This window comes from Rhodospirillaceae bacterium (assembly GCA_016712715.1).
Lineage (GTDB): Bacteria > Pseudomonadota > Alphaproteobacteria > Dongiales > Dongiaceae > Dongia.
In genome coordinates this window covers 831583-847083 of the sequence record JADJQM010000003.1, presented here as the reverse complement: position 1 = coordinate 847083, position 15501 = coordinate 831583, and the positions used below count along the sequence as shown (strand labels likewise).

Sequence of the window (15501 nt, the reverse complement as noted above, 5' to 3'; positions counted from 1 at the left end):
CTCCCGGCCCAACCTCAACCAAACCGGCGCTATGCCGTCGCGTTCAACGGCAGATCGATCAGTACCCGGAAAAAATTGGGGGCTGTTTCATAACGCAGCGTGCCGTCATGGGCCTCCACGATGGCCTTGGCGATGGGCAGTTCCAGCCCCAGCCCACGCGCACCACGGTTGAGTCCGAGTTCGCCCTGCAGGAAGGGATCAAAAGCGCCATCGGCGTCGGCCACCATGCGCTGGTCGCCGGCGCGCAGATCATTGCCGATATGGATCTTCGCCCTGGCACCCTGATGGAGGACAGTGATCTCGATCGGCTTGGCGTTGGCCAAATGGCGGCGGCCATGGAGGATGGTGTTGAGCAGGGCCTGACGCAGCCAGCCTTCGTCGGCCCAGATCATGACATCCTGCTGCGGCAGGCTGGCGGTCAATTCCTGTCGCTGGTCAAGGGAGGGATCGTGGTTGATCTGCCGTTTGATGCTGGTCACGCTGTCGGCGATGAGCATCCTGAGGTCGAACTGCGCCGGCGACAGAGCCAGCTTGCCGGCCGAAATCTTTGACATGTCGATGGTCTGGTTGACGAGGGTAAGAAGATGCTTGCCGGCGAGCAGCACCTCGTCGGTCCAGGCGTCCATTTCCTTGTCCTGGGTCTTGCCGGTGCGCGACTTCATCAGTTCGGAAAAGCCGATGACGGCGTTGAGCGGTGTGCGCAGTTCATGCGTCACCACAGCGAGGAACGTATCCTTGACGCGGCTTGCCTGGTCGACGCGGATGCGCGCCTCGCGTTCTCGCTCGCGCGAGGCTTCCAGCCGCTTGATGCTGCGCAGCAGGATGGCGATGAGGGCGACACCCGCGCAGATCGCCACGGCCATCACCCCCGCCGCCTGCAGTTCCGCCTCGATCAGTTCTTCCTTCTGCCGGTCGGGATTGCTGTGCAGCATCACATCCTGCACCCAGGATCGGATGGGCGAATCAAGCTGTGCCAGCTTGTTGAGCGCCATCTTCCGTGTTTCTTCGTCTTCGCTGGCCAACGCCTGGCGAATGGGCGAGTTGGTGGCGATGGCGTTGTTGAGGTCGGTGATCAGCTTGTCATAGGCGGGATCGGCGCCAAGTTCGGTCGGGTCCGTTTCCTGCTTGAGTACGCGAATGCGATTCTGGAATACGGAGAAGCGCGTCTTCATGAAGGTGACGGGCACCGATTGTGTGGCGCCGACATAGCCGCTGAAGGCATGCTTGAACTGCAGATACTCGATCTCAAGCTGCGCTGCGGCCCAGGCCACGTTCTTGAGACTGCGATGGCCATCGACAGCGCTGGAAATGAGGATCTGCACGCTGATGCCGAGCGCGGCCAGAAAGGTGATGACCACCATCACGACCAGCCAATACCTGCGCGCTGTGCTCATCGCCTGGATGTCACTTCCGAGCCCGGCCGCGGACCAGCGCGAGCGCTTAGCCAAAGCGGGCTCAAACCGGGTTGATATGTCCTTCTGAAGGCGGGCGGCCCGGACCCCGACCCAGCCCGATCGTGGTAGGAACGCCCAATCCCCTTAACAAACTATTAACCTTAAATTTGAGTCGCGTCAAAACCTCTCCTAAGGCATTGAATCAATGCGCCCTCAGTCGCGTGACTTACCCGGCACCATAGTCCGCGAGTCAAGTATACTAGGGCTATTGTCTTAGTAATGTGTCTGTAGGAGCGGCTTCACTGCCGACCCAATTCACGCATTCGCGCAGAGATCCCTAGGCGGTTTCGACATGCCACCATTTCGGCCGCCCGCCACGAAAAGAATGTGCTGTCGGCCTCAGTTCCTCGCGGTTCGGGGCATCGAAAACGCCGAGCAGCAAGGCAATCACCGGTGCATCGTCAATTGCACCCAGCGAACTCCCGCAGGCCGGGCAGAAGGCGCGGCTCGAATAGTCAGACGAGCGGAATTGCGCGGGCGCGCCACTAGGCCCAACCCACCGCACGGCAGCGCGTGGAAATTCAACCCAGGCCGTGGTGAGCGCGCCGGAATGACGCTGGCACATCTTGCAGGAACAGGTGTGCGGCTTGGCGGCGGGGCCACTGGCCTCGAACCGCACTGCCCCGCAAAGGCAGCCGCCGGAGTAAAGTTTCTGTCTTGCCGCCATCCCGTACTCCTCGTTCAAGTGAATGATGACGAGGCTAAGTGATGCCCGCGCCGATCTCAAAGCGTATCGTACGTCTCCGGCGTCAGGAATCGCACGTCCACTTGACCATCCGTGTGGGCAAGAAATCGAACGTGTCATCGACGGCAGGGCGGAGTGGGCGCAAAGCGACAGCCAGGTGGCGAAAGCTGGCCGCGTTGAACGTTTCTCCCTCGACGATGTGGGGTTGACCCACCGGCCTCTTCCCACGTCAAATGCCTGCCGAACTGGCTAGGGGAGCGGGACGTGACGATCCAACGAGTGACCAAATTCGCCGAAAACGGCGTCAACAACGAGGGCCTCGCGCCGATGAGCGAGATTCCGGCAAGCGATCTTGAGAGCGGCAAGCCGGTCCAGCGGGGCATCGAGTATTTCCATGATCCGAAGATCGGCCTCACGGCGGGTGTCTGGGACTGCACAGCCTTCACGACCAAAATGGGGCCCTATCCGGTCAACGAATTCATGATCGTTCTGGAAGGCGCGGTCACGATGGTCGAGGGCAATGGGCGCGAGACGACAATCTCCGCCGGTGAAAGCTTCGTCATCCCCAAGGGGCTGGTCTGCCAATGGCGGCAGAGCGGCTATATCAAGAAGTACTACGTGATTTTCGATGATGCTTCCGGCGTCGACCCGGCCAAGGGCAGCGCGCAACAGATCCTGAAGATCGACGCGTCCTTGCCGCGCACGAAGACCGCGTCACCGGCGGCCGACATGCTGCTGAGCGCGAGCCCCGAGCAGAGCGGGCGCAACTGGTTCGAGGATGCGAGCCAGCAATGGACCATGGGTGTGTGGGATTCGACACCCTATCGCCGCAAGGCGATGCCATTCCCGCGCCATGAGTTGATGCATCTATTGGAGGGATCGGTGACCTTGTCCGATCCGGATGGCTGGCAGCAGACCTTCAAGGCCGGCGACACCTTCTTCGTACCGATGGGCGCCAATGTCGAATGGCACAGCACCGAGTATGTGAAGAAATACTATTGCATCATGATCCCGAAGGGGTGAGGGGAGGGCGGCGCCACAACAGCGCCGCCCCAATTCATTCCACCTCGGCAAAGGCCGTCTCCAGCACATGCATCAGCAGATCCGCATGTGCTGCGGTGAACACCATGGCAGGCCGCATCTTGATGACATTGTCATGGGGACCGTCGGTGCCGAGGAGAACGCCGAGCTGGCGGCATTTCTCGACAATGCGGCCGGCATAGGCGGTGGCGGGCGTCTTGGTCCTGCGGTCTTCGACCAGTTCGATGCCCAGCATCAGGCCACGACCGCGCACATCGCCGATGCGATCGTGCTTGTCCATCAGCTTGCCCATGCGCTTGAGAAGATCGTTGCCGAGATAAAGCGCATTGGCGCGGAGACTGTCACGCTCCAGAATCTCCAGCACCTTCAGGCCGATTGCGCAGGAAACCGGATTGCCGCCGAAGGTATTGAAGTATTCCATGCCGTTATAGAAGCTGTCGGCGATTTCGCGGGTGGTGACGAGGGCCGCCATCGGATGGCCATTGCCGATCGGCTTGCCCATGGTGACGATGTCGGGCGTGGCACCTTCCGCTTCGAACGCCCACATATGAGAGCCGACGCGGCCAAAGCCGATCTGCACTTCGTCGGCGATCACCACGGCGCCGGCAGCACGCGCGGCGGCGTAGGCTGCGGGCAGGTAGCCTTCCGGCAGCACGATCTGGCCGGCGGAACTAGGTAGTGACTCGGCGATGAAGGCTGCCGGCTTGTGGCCACCTTCAGCGAGTTGTGCCACCGCGGCCGTCACCGACACCGCGTAGCGCTGTGCGATCTCTGACTTCGGCCAATCGGCGGGGGCGCGATAGGCATCGGGCAGCATCGCTTCGCCGGTGCTGGCGGGGCGACCTTTGCCGCCCTTGCGCTTGTACTTGTAGGGACTGACCTCAATCAGCGAGGTGGCATGGCCATGATAGGCCCAATCCAGCGCCACCACGCCCTGTGCCTGGGTATGATTGCGCGCCATGCGCAAGGCAAGATCGTTGGCTTCGCTGCCGCTGCACACGAAGGCGGCGACGGTGAGATTCCTCGGCAGTGTCGCGGTCAGCTTCTCGGCATAGGCAATGATGTTGTCGTGGAGATACCGCGTATTAGTGTTGAGGATGGCGGCCTGGCGCGCTAGTACCGCCACGATTTCGGGGTTGGCGTGCCCGAGATGGGCCACATTGTTGTAGCAGTCGAGATAGGCGCGACCATGATCGTCGATGAGATAGACGCCCTCGCCACGCACCATTTTCATCGGTGTCTTGTAGGAGATGGAGAGGTTGCGGATGAGCTTTTCCTTGCGCACTTTCAGCAAGTCGTCGGAGGTGCGACCGGCATGGGTGAAGGTCTCCGGCGGCAGGCCCGCGAAATGCATGGCATCGGGGAAGAGTTCCGCCCAAACGGCGCGGTAGCCGGGCTCGCCGGCACCGATCACGTCGGCGGCACCTTGCGGGCGATAACTGATCAACTGCAGATGCACATGAGGCTGCCAGCCGCCATTTTCCTGATTTGTGCCGAGCTGGCCGACAACGTCCCCGGCTTTCAACTCTTCGCCGACCTTGCGCGTCTTCGCCGTGGCGGCGGAGAGATGGCCCCACAGGCTGTAGAAGGTGAGGTCCGGTGTCGGCGCATGTTCGAGCAGGATGGCATGGCCGTAATCGAGCGGCAGGTCGGAGGCATAGACGTCGACCACGCGGCCGGCGATGGGTGTGCGCACATTGGCGCCCGCCGCCAGAAACAGATCGAGACCCAGGTGCAGCGACCGGCGCTGGCCGGTGACGAGCGTCGAGGCAAAGGCATCTGCGGTATAGACCGGCCGATCCTCGCCCCAGGGGCCGATGCCGAGGTCGACGCCATTCTTGGCCGCCATCTCCAGCCAGAGTTTTTCAGCTTCATCCGGTTGGCGTGCGGCCGAGGCGATGGCAATTCGATGCTGCTTGTCGCCGAAGGGTACCAGTCCCTTGGCCTGCAAGGCCGGCGCATGGTCCAGCACGGGCGCAAAACTGCGCCGGTTGTCGGCAAGCCAGGCGATGAGGGCGCGGGCGCCGGGGGCGGCCTCGAAGCCGCAGGCCTGGCGCAGAATGCCGGTCGCGATCAGCGGGTCCATGGCGCGCAGGCGCTTCAGCAGGTTCCAGGCCGGCGCCTCGCTGATGCTGAGATATTCGTTATCCTTTACCCGGTCGCGGCGCGAGGCGGACATGGTGACGCTGATGACGAGGCGAAGCGCAATAAGGTCGAAGAGGAGGTCGAGCTCGCTGGCCAGCAGCGGGTTGACCTTGTGGAAGGCGGCTGCAATGACGCCCGCATCGTCGATCGGTGCCTCCCGGTCCATGATCGCATAGGCGGCGGCCACGGCCAGTTCGTTGATGAGCGGTGAGTGGATGGCATCGCCGAAATCGATGACGCCGGCGATGCGCTCGCCAGTCGCCTCGTCGACGAGCACGTTGTAATCGTTGGCGTCGCCGTGGATGACCTGGGCGCGGCAACGTCGCAGGGCCGGTGCCACGATGCGGTCGAAACGGCCAAGAAAGTACTCCACGATCTCACGTTGCTGCGGATCATCTATGAAGGAGACGCGCAGTCGCGACCGGCCGGCCTGGGCCACGTCCCAGTCGAACACGCGCGCGGCGCCCGGATGGCCGAAGCCCTGGAGAGCCCGCGTCAGGCGGCCGAGAACGTCGCCGAAGCTTGCAAACAAGGGTGGCGATTTGTGCCCCTTGGCGAAGGGTTTGCCGGGCAGATAGTTGACGACGCGGACGAAATGCGACCGGCCGTCCGCACCCTGGCAGCGACCGAGAATCTCGCCACCCAGAGTCATCTTGAGATGCGGCAAGGGAAGAGTCGGATCGATCTCTGCGACATGGCGCAGCAGGCCCGCCTGGAAATCGAGGGCTTGCAGATCCTCGGCTTGGTTGGCAATCTTCACCACCCAGCTTTGCCCCGTCGCCTCCTTCAACCGAAAATTCTGATCGCGCTCACTGTCGAGCGGCGTGAAAGTGCCCCCGATCCCATAGAGGTCACGGACGATGGCTTCCACCTTCTCCATGGTGAAGGTCGGTGGCAGGGCGGTGAGGACGGACATGGCTTCTTTCAACTTCGGGTGAGGGTGGTTACCAGCCAGCGTAATCGGCAAGGGCAGCATCGGGTACGCGACCAGCTGCGACATCGTCAAGGGCCTGGTCGAGAATCGCCAGGCCGCCCGCAGCCTCGCCTTCGGTCAGGGTCAGAGGCGGTGTCAGTTCAAGGACGTTCGATTTCATGCCGACATAGAAGACCAAGAGACCGAGCTCGAAGCAGCGGAAGACAGTCTTCTGGCAGGCCTTGGCGGCGGGTTCCTTGGTCGTAAGGTCGCTCACCAGTTCGACGCCGATAGCGAGACCCCGCCCGCGCACATCGCCGATGAGCGTGTGCTTCTCGGCGAGTTTGCGGAGGCCGGCATCGAGCTGTCGACCGCGCGCGGCCGCATTGGCGACGAGGTTCTCATTGGCAATGGTATCGAGGACAGCGAGACCGGCAGCACAGCTGATCGGATTGCCGCACAACGTCTGCATGGCGAAGGCTGTTTGACGGTCGAGGATGCTGGCTGGCCCCACCACGGCGGAGAGCGGCAGGCCGCCGCCCAGGCCCTTGCCGAAGCTGATGAGGTCCGGCGTGATGCCGTCGGCCTCGAACGCATGCATCAGGCCGGTGCGGCCAAGGCCCACCTTCACCTCGTCGCAGACCAGCAGGATGCCATGTCGCCTGGCGCGTTCGGCGATGGCCGCGAGGAATCCGGGTGGTGGGACCAGCAGGCCGCCATCGGCCTGGATCGCCTCGATGATGATGGCCGCCGTGTCATGGGGCGGGCAGACGGTGGCCAGGAGATAGTCGAGCTGTGCCAGCGCCACCTCGCCTACGGCACCCGGGAAATGCGGACGGTAGATGTTCGGATAGGGCAGCAGGAAAAGGCCTGGGCGTGGTGCGGCATGGGCCTGTGCGGTGTGGCCGGAGACCGACATCGAGAGCGCCGTGCCGCCATGATAGGCGCCGATGAAGGCGATGACGCGCTTCCTGCCCGTAGCCGCCTCGACCGCACGGATGATGGTTTCGTTGGCATCAGATCCGGAATGGCCGAACCAGACGCGGCGATCATCCTTCCCGGGCGTCAGTGCCAGCAGCTTCTCGGCCAGCGCCACGGCGGGTTCATGCACGGTGGAGAGGATGCTCGCTCCCGGCATGTTCCTGACCGTTCGGGTGACAGCATCGACCAAGGCCGGATGGCCATGGCCAAGGCTCGCTGCCCCCCAGGAGGCAGAGAAGTCGATGAGCCTGCGACCATCTTCGGCGATGAGCTGGTTGCCCTCGCCGGATCTGAGCGCGAAGGGGCCGAAGCGCAGTTTCTCGATGCCGGCGATGGCGCCGGCATCGCGCGCGATCAGGCCCATGTTATCGAGAGGGGGCATTGCTAGTAATATCCGGCATAGAGGTCACATTGCTTATGCGCATCGAGGCCCGCGGTCTTCTCCATTTCGGCATGCTTCAGCGCACGGTAACCTTGCATGAGCGGCACCGGCAGCCAGGAGGAGACGACTGTGTCCTTGTCCAACTCCTGCAAGGCCATGGGGAGGGAGTCTGGCAAGCGGCGGATGTTCATGGCAGCCAATTGCGCGGCGGAGAGATCGGCAGGATCGCCCTCGGCCAGCGGCGGCGCCTTTGCCTTGCCGCGCAAGCCTTCGATACCGGCGCGAACCAGAGCACCCAGCACCATAAAGGGGCTGGCAGTGGCATCGCTGGCGCGGAATTCAAGATGCACCTGCTTGGCAATGTCATGGCCTGGCGTGTCGTCGACCGGGCAGATGCGGACACCCGCCTCGCGATTGCGGTAGCCGAAGCAGTTGTAGCCGGCACTCCAGCGATGCGGCGTCAGGCGCAGATAGGAAATGGTGCTGGGTGCCGTCAAAGCACAAAGGGCCGGCATGTGCTTCAGCACACCGGCCACAAAACTGCCTACCTGGGCACTGATGCCGCCGGGTTGCGTCGGATCATGGGTAATCGGCTTGCCGTCCAGGGTCTCCAGGCTGAAATGCACATGCACGCCGCTGCCGACCGAGAGCGGATCGATGATAGGGGAGAAGCAAGCTCGCTGCCGGAACTGGCGCGCAATATCACGCGTGATCTCGCGCAGGATCACGGCGCGGTCGGCAGCCAACAACCCGCGCGCTGGCTTCATGGTGACTTCGAACTGCTTGGGGCCATACTCGCGCAGGATCATCTCCGGATCGACGCCGGCCCTGGTCAGTGCCGCGATGACCGAACCCAGGAAGCCCTGCTGGCTGCGGAAGTCCTGGAGCGTGAAGGCGGCATCGCCGATCTCATTGTCGCCGAGCAGGAAGAATTCATGTTCAAAGGAAGCCTTCACCGTCAGGCCGAATTCAGCGGCGAGATCAGAGAGCGCCTTCTTGGCGAAGCCGCGTCCGCAGCCACCCCAGGGCGAGCCGTCGGTTTCGACGATGTCGCACAGGAAGGCGTGAAGATCCGGCTCACCGTTGATACCGGTCATCTGGAAACCAGCGCTGTCGGGGTCAGGCTGCAGGCGCAGATCACCCAACGGCCCGAAGGGGTTGGCGCCGATCACGCCGAAGGGTGTGAGGGCGAGGTTGGCCGGGACCCAGCCCACGCCAGCGCGCATGCGGTCCTTGAGATCGGCTGCCGGAAAGGCGCGGCCGCGGCTGATGCCGGTGAGGTCGTTGGTCAGGAAGATGGCTAGGTCAGAGGATTGGCTCACCGCGATTTTCTCCGCGCCTGGGTTTTCTTCTGCGCCGATTCCGGCGCTGTAGTCTCGGTCCCGCCGATTACCTTATCAACGCCGGCGACCTGTTCCAGCCGTTCCATCCGTTGGCGCGCGGCGATCCCGAGGCGCGCGAGGGTGCCGGCCAGCATCGCCTCGACCACCGCCATGGCCGCCAAGGAACTGTCGAAGGGCGACGGGACATCGACCTCGACCGGCAGCACCCAATGGGCGATTTCGGCCACCGGCGACAGCCAGGGATCGGTCACCAGGATGATCCTGGCCCCCTGTTTCGCTGCCTGCTGGCAGAATTCGATGGTCTGGCGCTCATAGCGGCGGAAATCGAACACGACGATCACGGCGGCGCGATTCATATCCGCTGATTGGTGATAAATCGGCACCGAACCCGCCGTGATTTCCTGTACGGCCGGGCGCAACTGATGGAGATGGAAGACAAGATGTTTCGAGAGCACATGGCTGGAGCGGCCACCCAGTGCATAGATCCGCTTGGTCGGGTCGGCGAGCGTCGCGATGGCGCTTTCCAGCACATCATTGTCGAGCAAGCGCTGCGTGCGCTGCAGTGCTGCAATGATGTCGTCGATAAAGGCGCCAAAGAAGCCGCGTTTGGCATTGGGCACGCGTGGCGCGCTGTCCATGAGTGTCAGCGGGGACTGCATCTTTTCCTGCACTTCTTCGCGCACCGCCCGCTGGAAATGCGAATAGCCGTCGAAGCCGAGCTTTGCCGTGAGGCGCAGGATGGTGGGTGCCGAGGCGTCGGCGCGGGTGGTCAGTTCGGCGATCGTGCCAAGGGCCGCGATGGGATAGGCCGCCAGCACAGCACGTGCCGCGCGCTTTTCGCCGGGCGTCAGTTGCGGCAGCAATGCGCGGACGCGTTGCTCGATGGTGACCGGATGTGATGCTGACTTGGCCGTTTTCGCCTCCCCGCCACGTGACGTAGTGAATACTACAGAAACGACGATTGACAGCAAGAACGAAATACCTACTATTATTGAACAGCGACCCGGAGAGGCCGCGCAGGGACGCCAAAGACGATCACCAAGTTAGAATCGGGAGACCGGCGATCAAACAGATCGTGGATTTCGCCTTGCCAAGTCGTGCGCGGCCGGCTGTCGCCGGATCGCTGCTGCTGATCCTGCCCGTGGCGCTGCTGACGCTGGCGTCGGGCCATCTGTTCGGCGCGTCCGAGCAGCGCATTGTCATCATATTCCTCATCAATCTCATCGCCGTTGTCGCGAACGGCCTCTATTCCGGCAATTCCGGGATCATGAGCTTCGGCCATGTCGGATTCATGGGGATCGGCGCTTATCTCACCTCGATCCTCACCATGGCGCCGGCCAAAAAGGCGATGACGTTGCCCAATTTGCCGGATTTCCTGATGCAGGCGCAGATGAGCCTCAACGAGGCCTGCCTGGTCAGCATCGTCGTGGTTGGCCTCTTTGCGCTGGTGGCCGGCGTGCCGATTTCACGCCTCACAGGTTCCGCGGCCTCGATCGCGACCTTGGCCTTTCTGGTGATCGTGCACAGCGTCCTCAACGGCGCCAAGGATTTCACCCGCGGCAGCCAGACTTTTTTTGGCGTCGACCGATTGGTGACCTTGCCGTCGCTGCTGTTCTGGGTGGCGGCAGCCATCCTGGTCGCCCGCGTGTTCCGCGACATGCCAGCCGGACTCGAAGTGCGGGCGGCGCGGGAGGATGAACTCGCCGCACAAGCAATGGGCGTCAACATCTCGCGTCGGCGACTGGTAGCCTGGGTTCTGTCCGCCATGATGATGGCGGTGGCCGGCGCCATGATTGCCCATTTTCTGGGCGCCTTCAGCCCCAAGAAGTTTTTCTTCGTCGACACTTTCAGCATCCTCGCCATGCTCATCATCGGCGGCATCGGCTCGGTGTCGGGTGCTGTCGCCGGCACGGCCCTAGTCACCATCGTCATGGAATTGGCGCGGCGGCTGGAAGAGGGGCCGATCCTGCCGGCGCTAGGCCTGCCGCAGATCTTCGGTCTCACGCAGCTGGCGCTTGGCCTTGGCATTCTTTTCGTCATGTACAGGCGGCCAGGCGGCATGTTGGGCTTGGCCGAAGTGGATCACTGGTTCAAGGACAGGCTGGTTGCGGCAGTGAAGCCGGCGGCGACATCCTTTGTCGCCAGTACCAAGGACGGGTTGCTTCAGGTCAGCGCCGTTTCCAAAAATTTTGCTGGGTTGAAAGCGCTCGACCAAGTCAGCCTTGACCTCCGTCCGGGCGAGATCGTCGGCCTGATCGGGCCAAACGGGTCCGGCAAGACCACGATGCTCAATGCGATCTCCGGCGCTGTGCCGCCCACCAGCGGCACGGTGACGCTGGACGGAATCGCTGTGCAGGGCCTACCGGCGCACCGCATCGCGCGCCTCGGCCTCGGTCGCTCGTTCCAGAACATCCGCCTCTTCAAGGAGATGACGGTCCTTGAGAATATCGAGGTCGCCGTTTCCGCGAGTGGGCGCGGCGATGACATTCGTGCTGAGGCGATGGCGGCCCTGACCGAGCTGGGTGTGGCGCATCTTGCCGACCGCCGGGCTGGGGCGCTGGCCTATGGCGAACAGCGCCGGGTCGAGATCGCGCGGGCACTCGCCACCAAGCCGCGCTATCTGATGCTGGATGAGCCCGCCGCCGGGATGAACTCCGCCGAGACCCAGGCTCTGATGGGCCTGCTGCGCCAGATCCGCGACAAATACGGGCTCGGCCTGCTGCTGGTCGAGCATCATCTCGACCTGGTCATGCGGCTGTGCGACCGCATTGTCGTGCTCAACAAAGGCCAGATGATTGCGACCGGCCTGCCGGCCGATGTCCAGAATGACCCGGTTGTGATCGAAGCCTATATCGGCCGCAACCACAAACCCGTTGTCGACCATTCCAACATCACCACCACAGAGAGGAGCGTGTCATGAAACTTGTTCCCATCTACGCCCTGGCCGGGGTCCTGAGCCTCGCCACACTTGCCCCGCAACAGGCAGCCGCCGAGGATCTGGTGGTGGGTGCCGCCATCAGCCTGACCGGCGGTCTCGCCTATGCCGATGTGCCCGCGCAAAAGGGCATGCAGCTCGCCATCGACGAAATCAATGCGGCCGGCGGCATTGGCGGCAAGTACAAGATCGATCTGCGTCTCAAGGATTCGCGCTCCGATCCGGCGCAGACCTCGATCGCGGCACAGGAACTGATTGACGACGGCGCAGCGGTCCTGGTCACACCCTGTGATGCCGATCCGTCGATTGGCGCCGGTCAGATGGCGCAAGCCGCCGGCGTCGCGGCGTTCTCGACTTGCGCGTCGTCGCCAAACCTGCCGCTGGCGGTGGGCGATCACATGTTCACCAACTTCCCCGGTGACAATGTCCAGGCCACGGTCTCGGCCAAATACGCGATCGATAGCGGCTACAAAAATGCCTACATCCTGATCTCACCGGACACCGCCTATACCCAGCTGCCGCTTTACTTCAAGACCGTGTTCGAGAAGCTCGGCGGCAAGGTGGTGGGCGAGGACAACTACAGCATGGGTCAGCAGGATTTCAGCGCCCAGGTGACCAAGGTGAAGTCCCTGTCGCCAGCCCCCGACGTCATCATGACAGCGGCCTATGAGCCGGATTTCCCGGCCTTCATCAAGCAGCTGCGCGCGGCCGGCATCACGGCGCCGGTGATCGGCTCCGACGGCATCGATTCGCCGACGACCTTTGCGCTGGGTGACGTGGCCGAGGGCGTCGTCTTCTCCACCGCGGGCTTCGCTGCCCCGGGCAGCCCGCTCGAGGCCTTCAACAACAAGTACAAGGCCGCGACCGGCGCCGATCCGGATACGATCTACATCGCCATTGGCTACGACCTTATCAAGGTGCTGGAGGCCGCCGTGCTGAAGGCGGATTCGGTTGACCGAGTTAAGGTCTGGGAGGCCGTGCGCGAGCTGGAGAATGTCCAGGGTGCCACCAGCACCATCACCTACAAGGGGACCGACGGCGTGCCGTTGCGCCAGGTCTCGCTCATCAAGGTGGTGAAGGGCGGCCGCGAGTTGGTGCTGCAGGAAGCGCCTGACGCAGCGCTCATCCCGGCGCCTAAGCTCTAAGGCCAAGAACTCTGAGGTCTACGCGCATGCCCCTGTTGGAAATCGAGGGTCTGGCAGTCAGTTACGGACCGATCAAAGCGGTCCGTGACGTCAGCCTGACTGTCGAAAGCGGCGAGATCGTCACGATGCTGGGTGCCAATGGTGCCGGCAAGTCGACGAGCCTGCAGGCCATGGTCGGCCTGCTGCCGATCCAGCAGGGGCGGGTGCGGTTCGATGGTGTCGCTGTGACCGGCGAAAACACCGAACGGATCGTTCGCCGGGGCCTCACCTTGACACCGGAGGGGCGGCGCATCTTCGCGCCCCTCACGGTCGAAGAGAATCTCCGCATCGGTGCAGCGACGCAGAAGAACAGCGGCGACACCTCGCAGCTGTGGGACCAGATGATGGAGCTGTTCCCCATCCTCGCCACAAGGCGCAAGCAATTGGCCGGCACATTATCGGGCGGCGAGCAACAGCAACTCGCCATCGCCCGCTCGTTGATGTCGAAGCCACGCTTATTGCTGCTCGATGAACCCTCACTGGGACTGGCGCCGATCGTGGTCGAGATGATCTTCGACCTCATCGGCCGGTTGCGGCAGATGGGGCTCACCATCCTGCTTGTGGAGCAGGATGTGCACCAGGCCCTCGACATCGCCGACCGCGGCTATGTAGTGAGCGGCGGCACGGTTGTCCTCGCGGGGAGTGCCGCCGAACTGAAGACCTCACCCGACGTCCAGAAAGCCTATTTGGGGCACGCCTGATATGGAAACGCTGATCCAGCAATGCGTCAATGCCCTGAGCCTCGGTGGCACCTATGCCCTGTTGGCGCTGGGCCTGGCCGTCGTGTTCAGCGTGCTCGGCATGATCAACTTCGCCCATGGCGAGATCCTCACCATCGCCGGCTACACCGTGTTTTTCAGTATCATCAGCGCGGTGCCGCCGATCCTGATCATCCCCCTCGCCCTTCTCGTCGCGATGGCGTCGGCGGCCCTGATGGAGCGCATCGCCTTTCGTCCCTTGCGAGGCGCCAGTCCGACTTCGCTCCTTATCACCAGCTTTGCGGTGAGTGGCATCCTGCAGATGCTGTTCCAGAATTTTATCTCGGCACGACCGCGGCCAGTGCCGATCCCGGCGGCTCTTACCGGTGCCTTCAATGTGGGCCCGTTCCATATCGGGGTCATTCAGAGCCTGTCGATTTTCGCGACCTTCGCCATGGTGGGATTGCTGACGCTGTTCCTGAAGCGCACCATGCTTGGCATCGCCATTCGAGCGGCGGCGGTCGATTTCCCGACCACGCGCCTCATGGGCTTGCGTGCCAATCGCGTGATCCTGGCGGCGTTTGCGATTTCGGGCCTGCTTGCCGGCGTATCCGGCTTGTTATGGATCGCCCAGCGCGGCTCGGTCGATCCGCTGATGGGCTTCCTGCCGGTGCTCAAAGCCTTCATCGCGGCGATCCTGGGCGGTATCGGCAACCTAACAGGTGCTGTCATCGGTGGCTTCTTCCTCGGCGCCATCGAAATCGGCCTCCAGGCCGTGTTGCCGGAATCGGTACAGCCGTTTCGCGACGCCATCGCCTTGAGCCTCGTCGTCTTGGTGCTGCTCTACCGTCCGCAGGGACTTTTCGGCACCGCCCACAGCGTGCGCCCGTAACCAGAACCGACATCATGCTGCATCATACGAACCTGCCGCCCCTGCTTAGAGCCGACGAACCGCCGGCCGTCGAAATCGTCAATCGCGACAGCGATGCGACGCTGTTGTTCGTCTGTGACCATGCCAGTCACCGCATTCCGCACGCGTTACATGACCTTGGGCTGTCGCGTGTGGAGATCGAGGCTCATATCGGCTGGGATATTGGTGCAGCACAACTCGCCCGCAGCCTCGCTTCGGCCTTTGCAGCACCTTTGGTGCTGACCGGCTATTCGCGCCTGGTGATCGATTGCAACAGGCCGCTGGTGAGCGACGGCTCAATTCCCCGCACCAGTGCCGGAATCGCGATCGCTGCAAATACCGAACTGTCTGCGGCCGCCCAGAAGCAACGGCAGGATGCTTTTTTTCACCCTTATCATGATGCGATCAGCGAACTGCTCGACAGCAGGGCGGCACGAGATGTGCCGACCGCGCTCTTTGCCATCCACAGCTTCACACCGGATTACCCCGGCGAAGAGCGGCCCTGGCATGTCGATTTCGCCTACCACCGTGACCGGCGTCTCGCTGGCCTGCTGCTGGACAATATCGACGTACCCGGCCTTGTCGTCGGCGACAATCTCCCTTATGCGGTCGAGGATGACAGTGACCAGACCATTCCACAGCATGGTGAGCGTCGTGGTCTGCCGCATGTACTGGTGGAGATTCGCCAGGACACGCTGGCGACCCCGACCGCCATTGGCACGTGGTCGGAACGTTTGATTGCCCTCATCGACCGGTTGAAGCCGGAGATCGACCGCCTTGCCAAAGAGTCGCTGCCTCGCAAAGGATCAAAGCCATGACCAAGACCACCT

11 protein-coding genes and 1 pseudogene are annotated in these 15501 nt (G+C 62.9%); 6 read left to right on the top strand and 6 right to left on the bottom strand.

The window, feature by feature from the left end; genetic code table 11:
• Positions 1-29: 29 nt before the first annotated feature.
• Positions 30-1394, bottom strand: coding sequence for a HAMP domain-containing histidine kinase (locus IPK59_21660; GenBank protein MBK8161243.1), 1365 nt, complete (start codon positions 1392-1394; stop codon positions 30-32).
• 337 nt (positions 1395-1731) lie between these two features.
• A complete protein-coding gene (locus IPK59_21655) occupies positions 1732-2121 on the bottom strand; it encodes a GFA family protein (protein ID MBK8161242.1) in 390 nt (129 codons plus the stop codon).
• A gap of 282 nt (positions 2122-2403) precedes the next feature.
• Between IPK59_21655 and IPK59_21650 the strand changes: the two genes are divergently transcribed.
• Positions 2404-3162 carry a DUF861 domain-containing protein gene (locus IPK59_21650; GenBank protein ID MBK8161241.1) on the top strand — a complete coding sequence of 253 codons (759 nt, stop codon included), beginning with the start codon at positions 2404-2406 and terminating at the stop codon, positions 3160-3162.
• A gap of 34 nt (positions 3163-3196) precedes the next feature.
• Here IPK59_21650 and IPK59_21645 read toward each other — a convergent pair whose 3' ends face one another.
• The 4 genes and pseudogenes from IPK59_21645 to IPK59_21630 all read right to left on the bottom strand — a co-directional run bounded on the left by IPK59_21645 (position 3197) and on the right by IPK59_21630 (position 9807).
• Positions 3197-6241 (bottom strand): aminotransferase class III-fold pyridoxal phosphate-dependent enzyme, encoded by a 3045-nt coding sequence (locus tag IPK59_21645; protein ID MBK8161240.1) that lies wholly within the window; start codon positions 6239-6241, stop codon positions 3197-3199.
• A 28-nt stretch (positions 6242-6269) separates the two neighbouring features.
• Complete coding sequence (locus IPK59_21640) at positions 6270-7583, bottom strand: aspartate aminotransferase family protein (GenBank protein ID MBK8161239.1); 1314 nt, start codon at positions 7581-7583, stop codon at positions 6270-6272.
• Positions 7584-7603: 20 nt separating this feature from the next.
• A pseudogene (locus tag IPK59_21635) lies at positions 7604-8887 on the bottom strand (glutamine synthetase).
• 32 nt (positions 8888-8919) lie between these two features.
• Positions 8920-9807 carry a MurR/RpiR family transcriptional regulator gene (locus IPK59_21630; protein ID MBK8161238.1) on the bottom strand — a complete coding sequence of 296 codons (888 nt, stop codon included), beginning with the start codon at positions 9805-9807 and terminating at the stop codon, positions 8920-8922.
• Positions 9808-10031: 224 nt separating this feature from the next.
• Here IPK59_21630 and IPK59_21625 point away from each other — a divergent pair, with 224 nt between their 5' ends.
• The 5 genes from IPK59_21625 to IPK59_21605 are packed head-to-tail and all read left to right on the top strand — an operon-like array spanning position 10032 to position 15489.
• A complete protein-coding gene (locus IPK59_21625; protein MBK8161237.1) occupies positions 10032-11864 on the top strand; it encodes a branched-chain amino acid ABC transporter ATP-binding protein/permease in 1833 nt (610 codons plus the stop codon).
• A complete protein-coding gene (locus IPK59_21620) occupies positions 11861-13024 on the top strand; it encodes an ABC transporter substrate-binding protein (protein ID MBK8161236.1) in 1164 nt (387 codons plus the stop codon). The genes IPK59_21625 and IPK59_21620 overlap by 4 nt, the downstream gene beginning before the upstream one ends.
• Positions 13025-13056: 32 nt before the next feature.
• On the top strand, positions 13057-13764 hold the full coding sequence (locus IPK59_21615) for an ABC transporter ATP-binding protein (protein MBK8161235.1): 708 nt from the start codon (positions 13057-13059) through the stop codon (positions 13762-13764).
• 1 nt (position 13765) lies between these two features.
• The gene (locus IPK59_21610; protein ID MBK8161234.1) at positions 13766-14653 is read left to right on the top strand and encodes a branched-chain amino acid ABC transporter permease; all 888 of its coding nucleotides are present in this window, start codon (positions 13766-13768) and stop codon (positions 14651-14653) included.
• Between the two features lie 14 nt (positions 14654-14667).
• Complete coding sequence (locus IPK59_21605) at positions 14668-15489, top strand: N-formylglutamate amidohydrolase (GenBank protein MBK8161233.1); 822 nt, start codon at positions 14668-14670, stop codon at positions 15487-15489.
• Positions 15490-15501 lie beyond the last annotated feature (12 nt).

What these genes read in the sequence shown, in the direction of transcription:
- IPK59_21660 (MBK8161243.1), bottom strand. Translation starts at nt 1,394, where the DNA reads ATGAGCACAGCGCGCAGGTATTGGCTGGTCGTGATGGTGGTCATCACC.
- IPK59_21655 (MBK8161242.1), bottom strand. Translation starts at nt 2,121, where the DNA reads ATGGCGGCAAGACAGAAACTTTACTCCGGCGGCTGCCTTTGCGGGGCA.
- IPK59_21645 (MBK8161240.1), bottom strand. Translation starts at nt 6,241, where the DNA reads ATGTCCGTCCTCACCGCCCTGCCACCGACCTTCACCATGGAGAAGGTG.
- IPK59_21640 (MBK8161239.1), bottom strand. Translation starts at nt 7,583, where the DNA reads ATGGGCCTGATCGCGCGCGATGCCGGCGCCATCGCCGGCATCGAGAAA.
- IPK59_21620 (MBK8161236.1), top strand. Translation starts at nt 11,861, where the DNA reads ATGAAACTTGTTCCCATCTACGCCCTGGCCGGGGTCCTGAGCCTCGCC.
- IPK59_21610 (MBK8161234.1), top strand. Translation starts at nt 13,766, where the DNA reads ATGGAAACGCTGATCCAGCAATGCGTCAATGCCCTGAGCCTCGGTGGC.
- IPK59_21605 (MBK8161233.1), top strand. Translation starts at nt 14,668, where the DNA reads ATGCTGCATCATACGAACCTGCCGCCCCTGCTTAGAGCCGACGAACCG.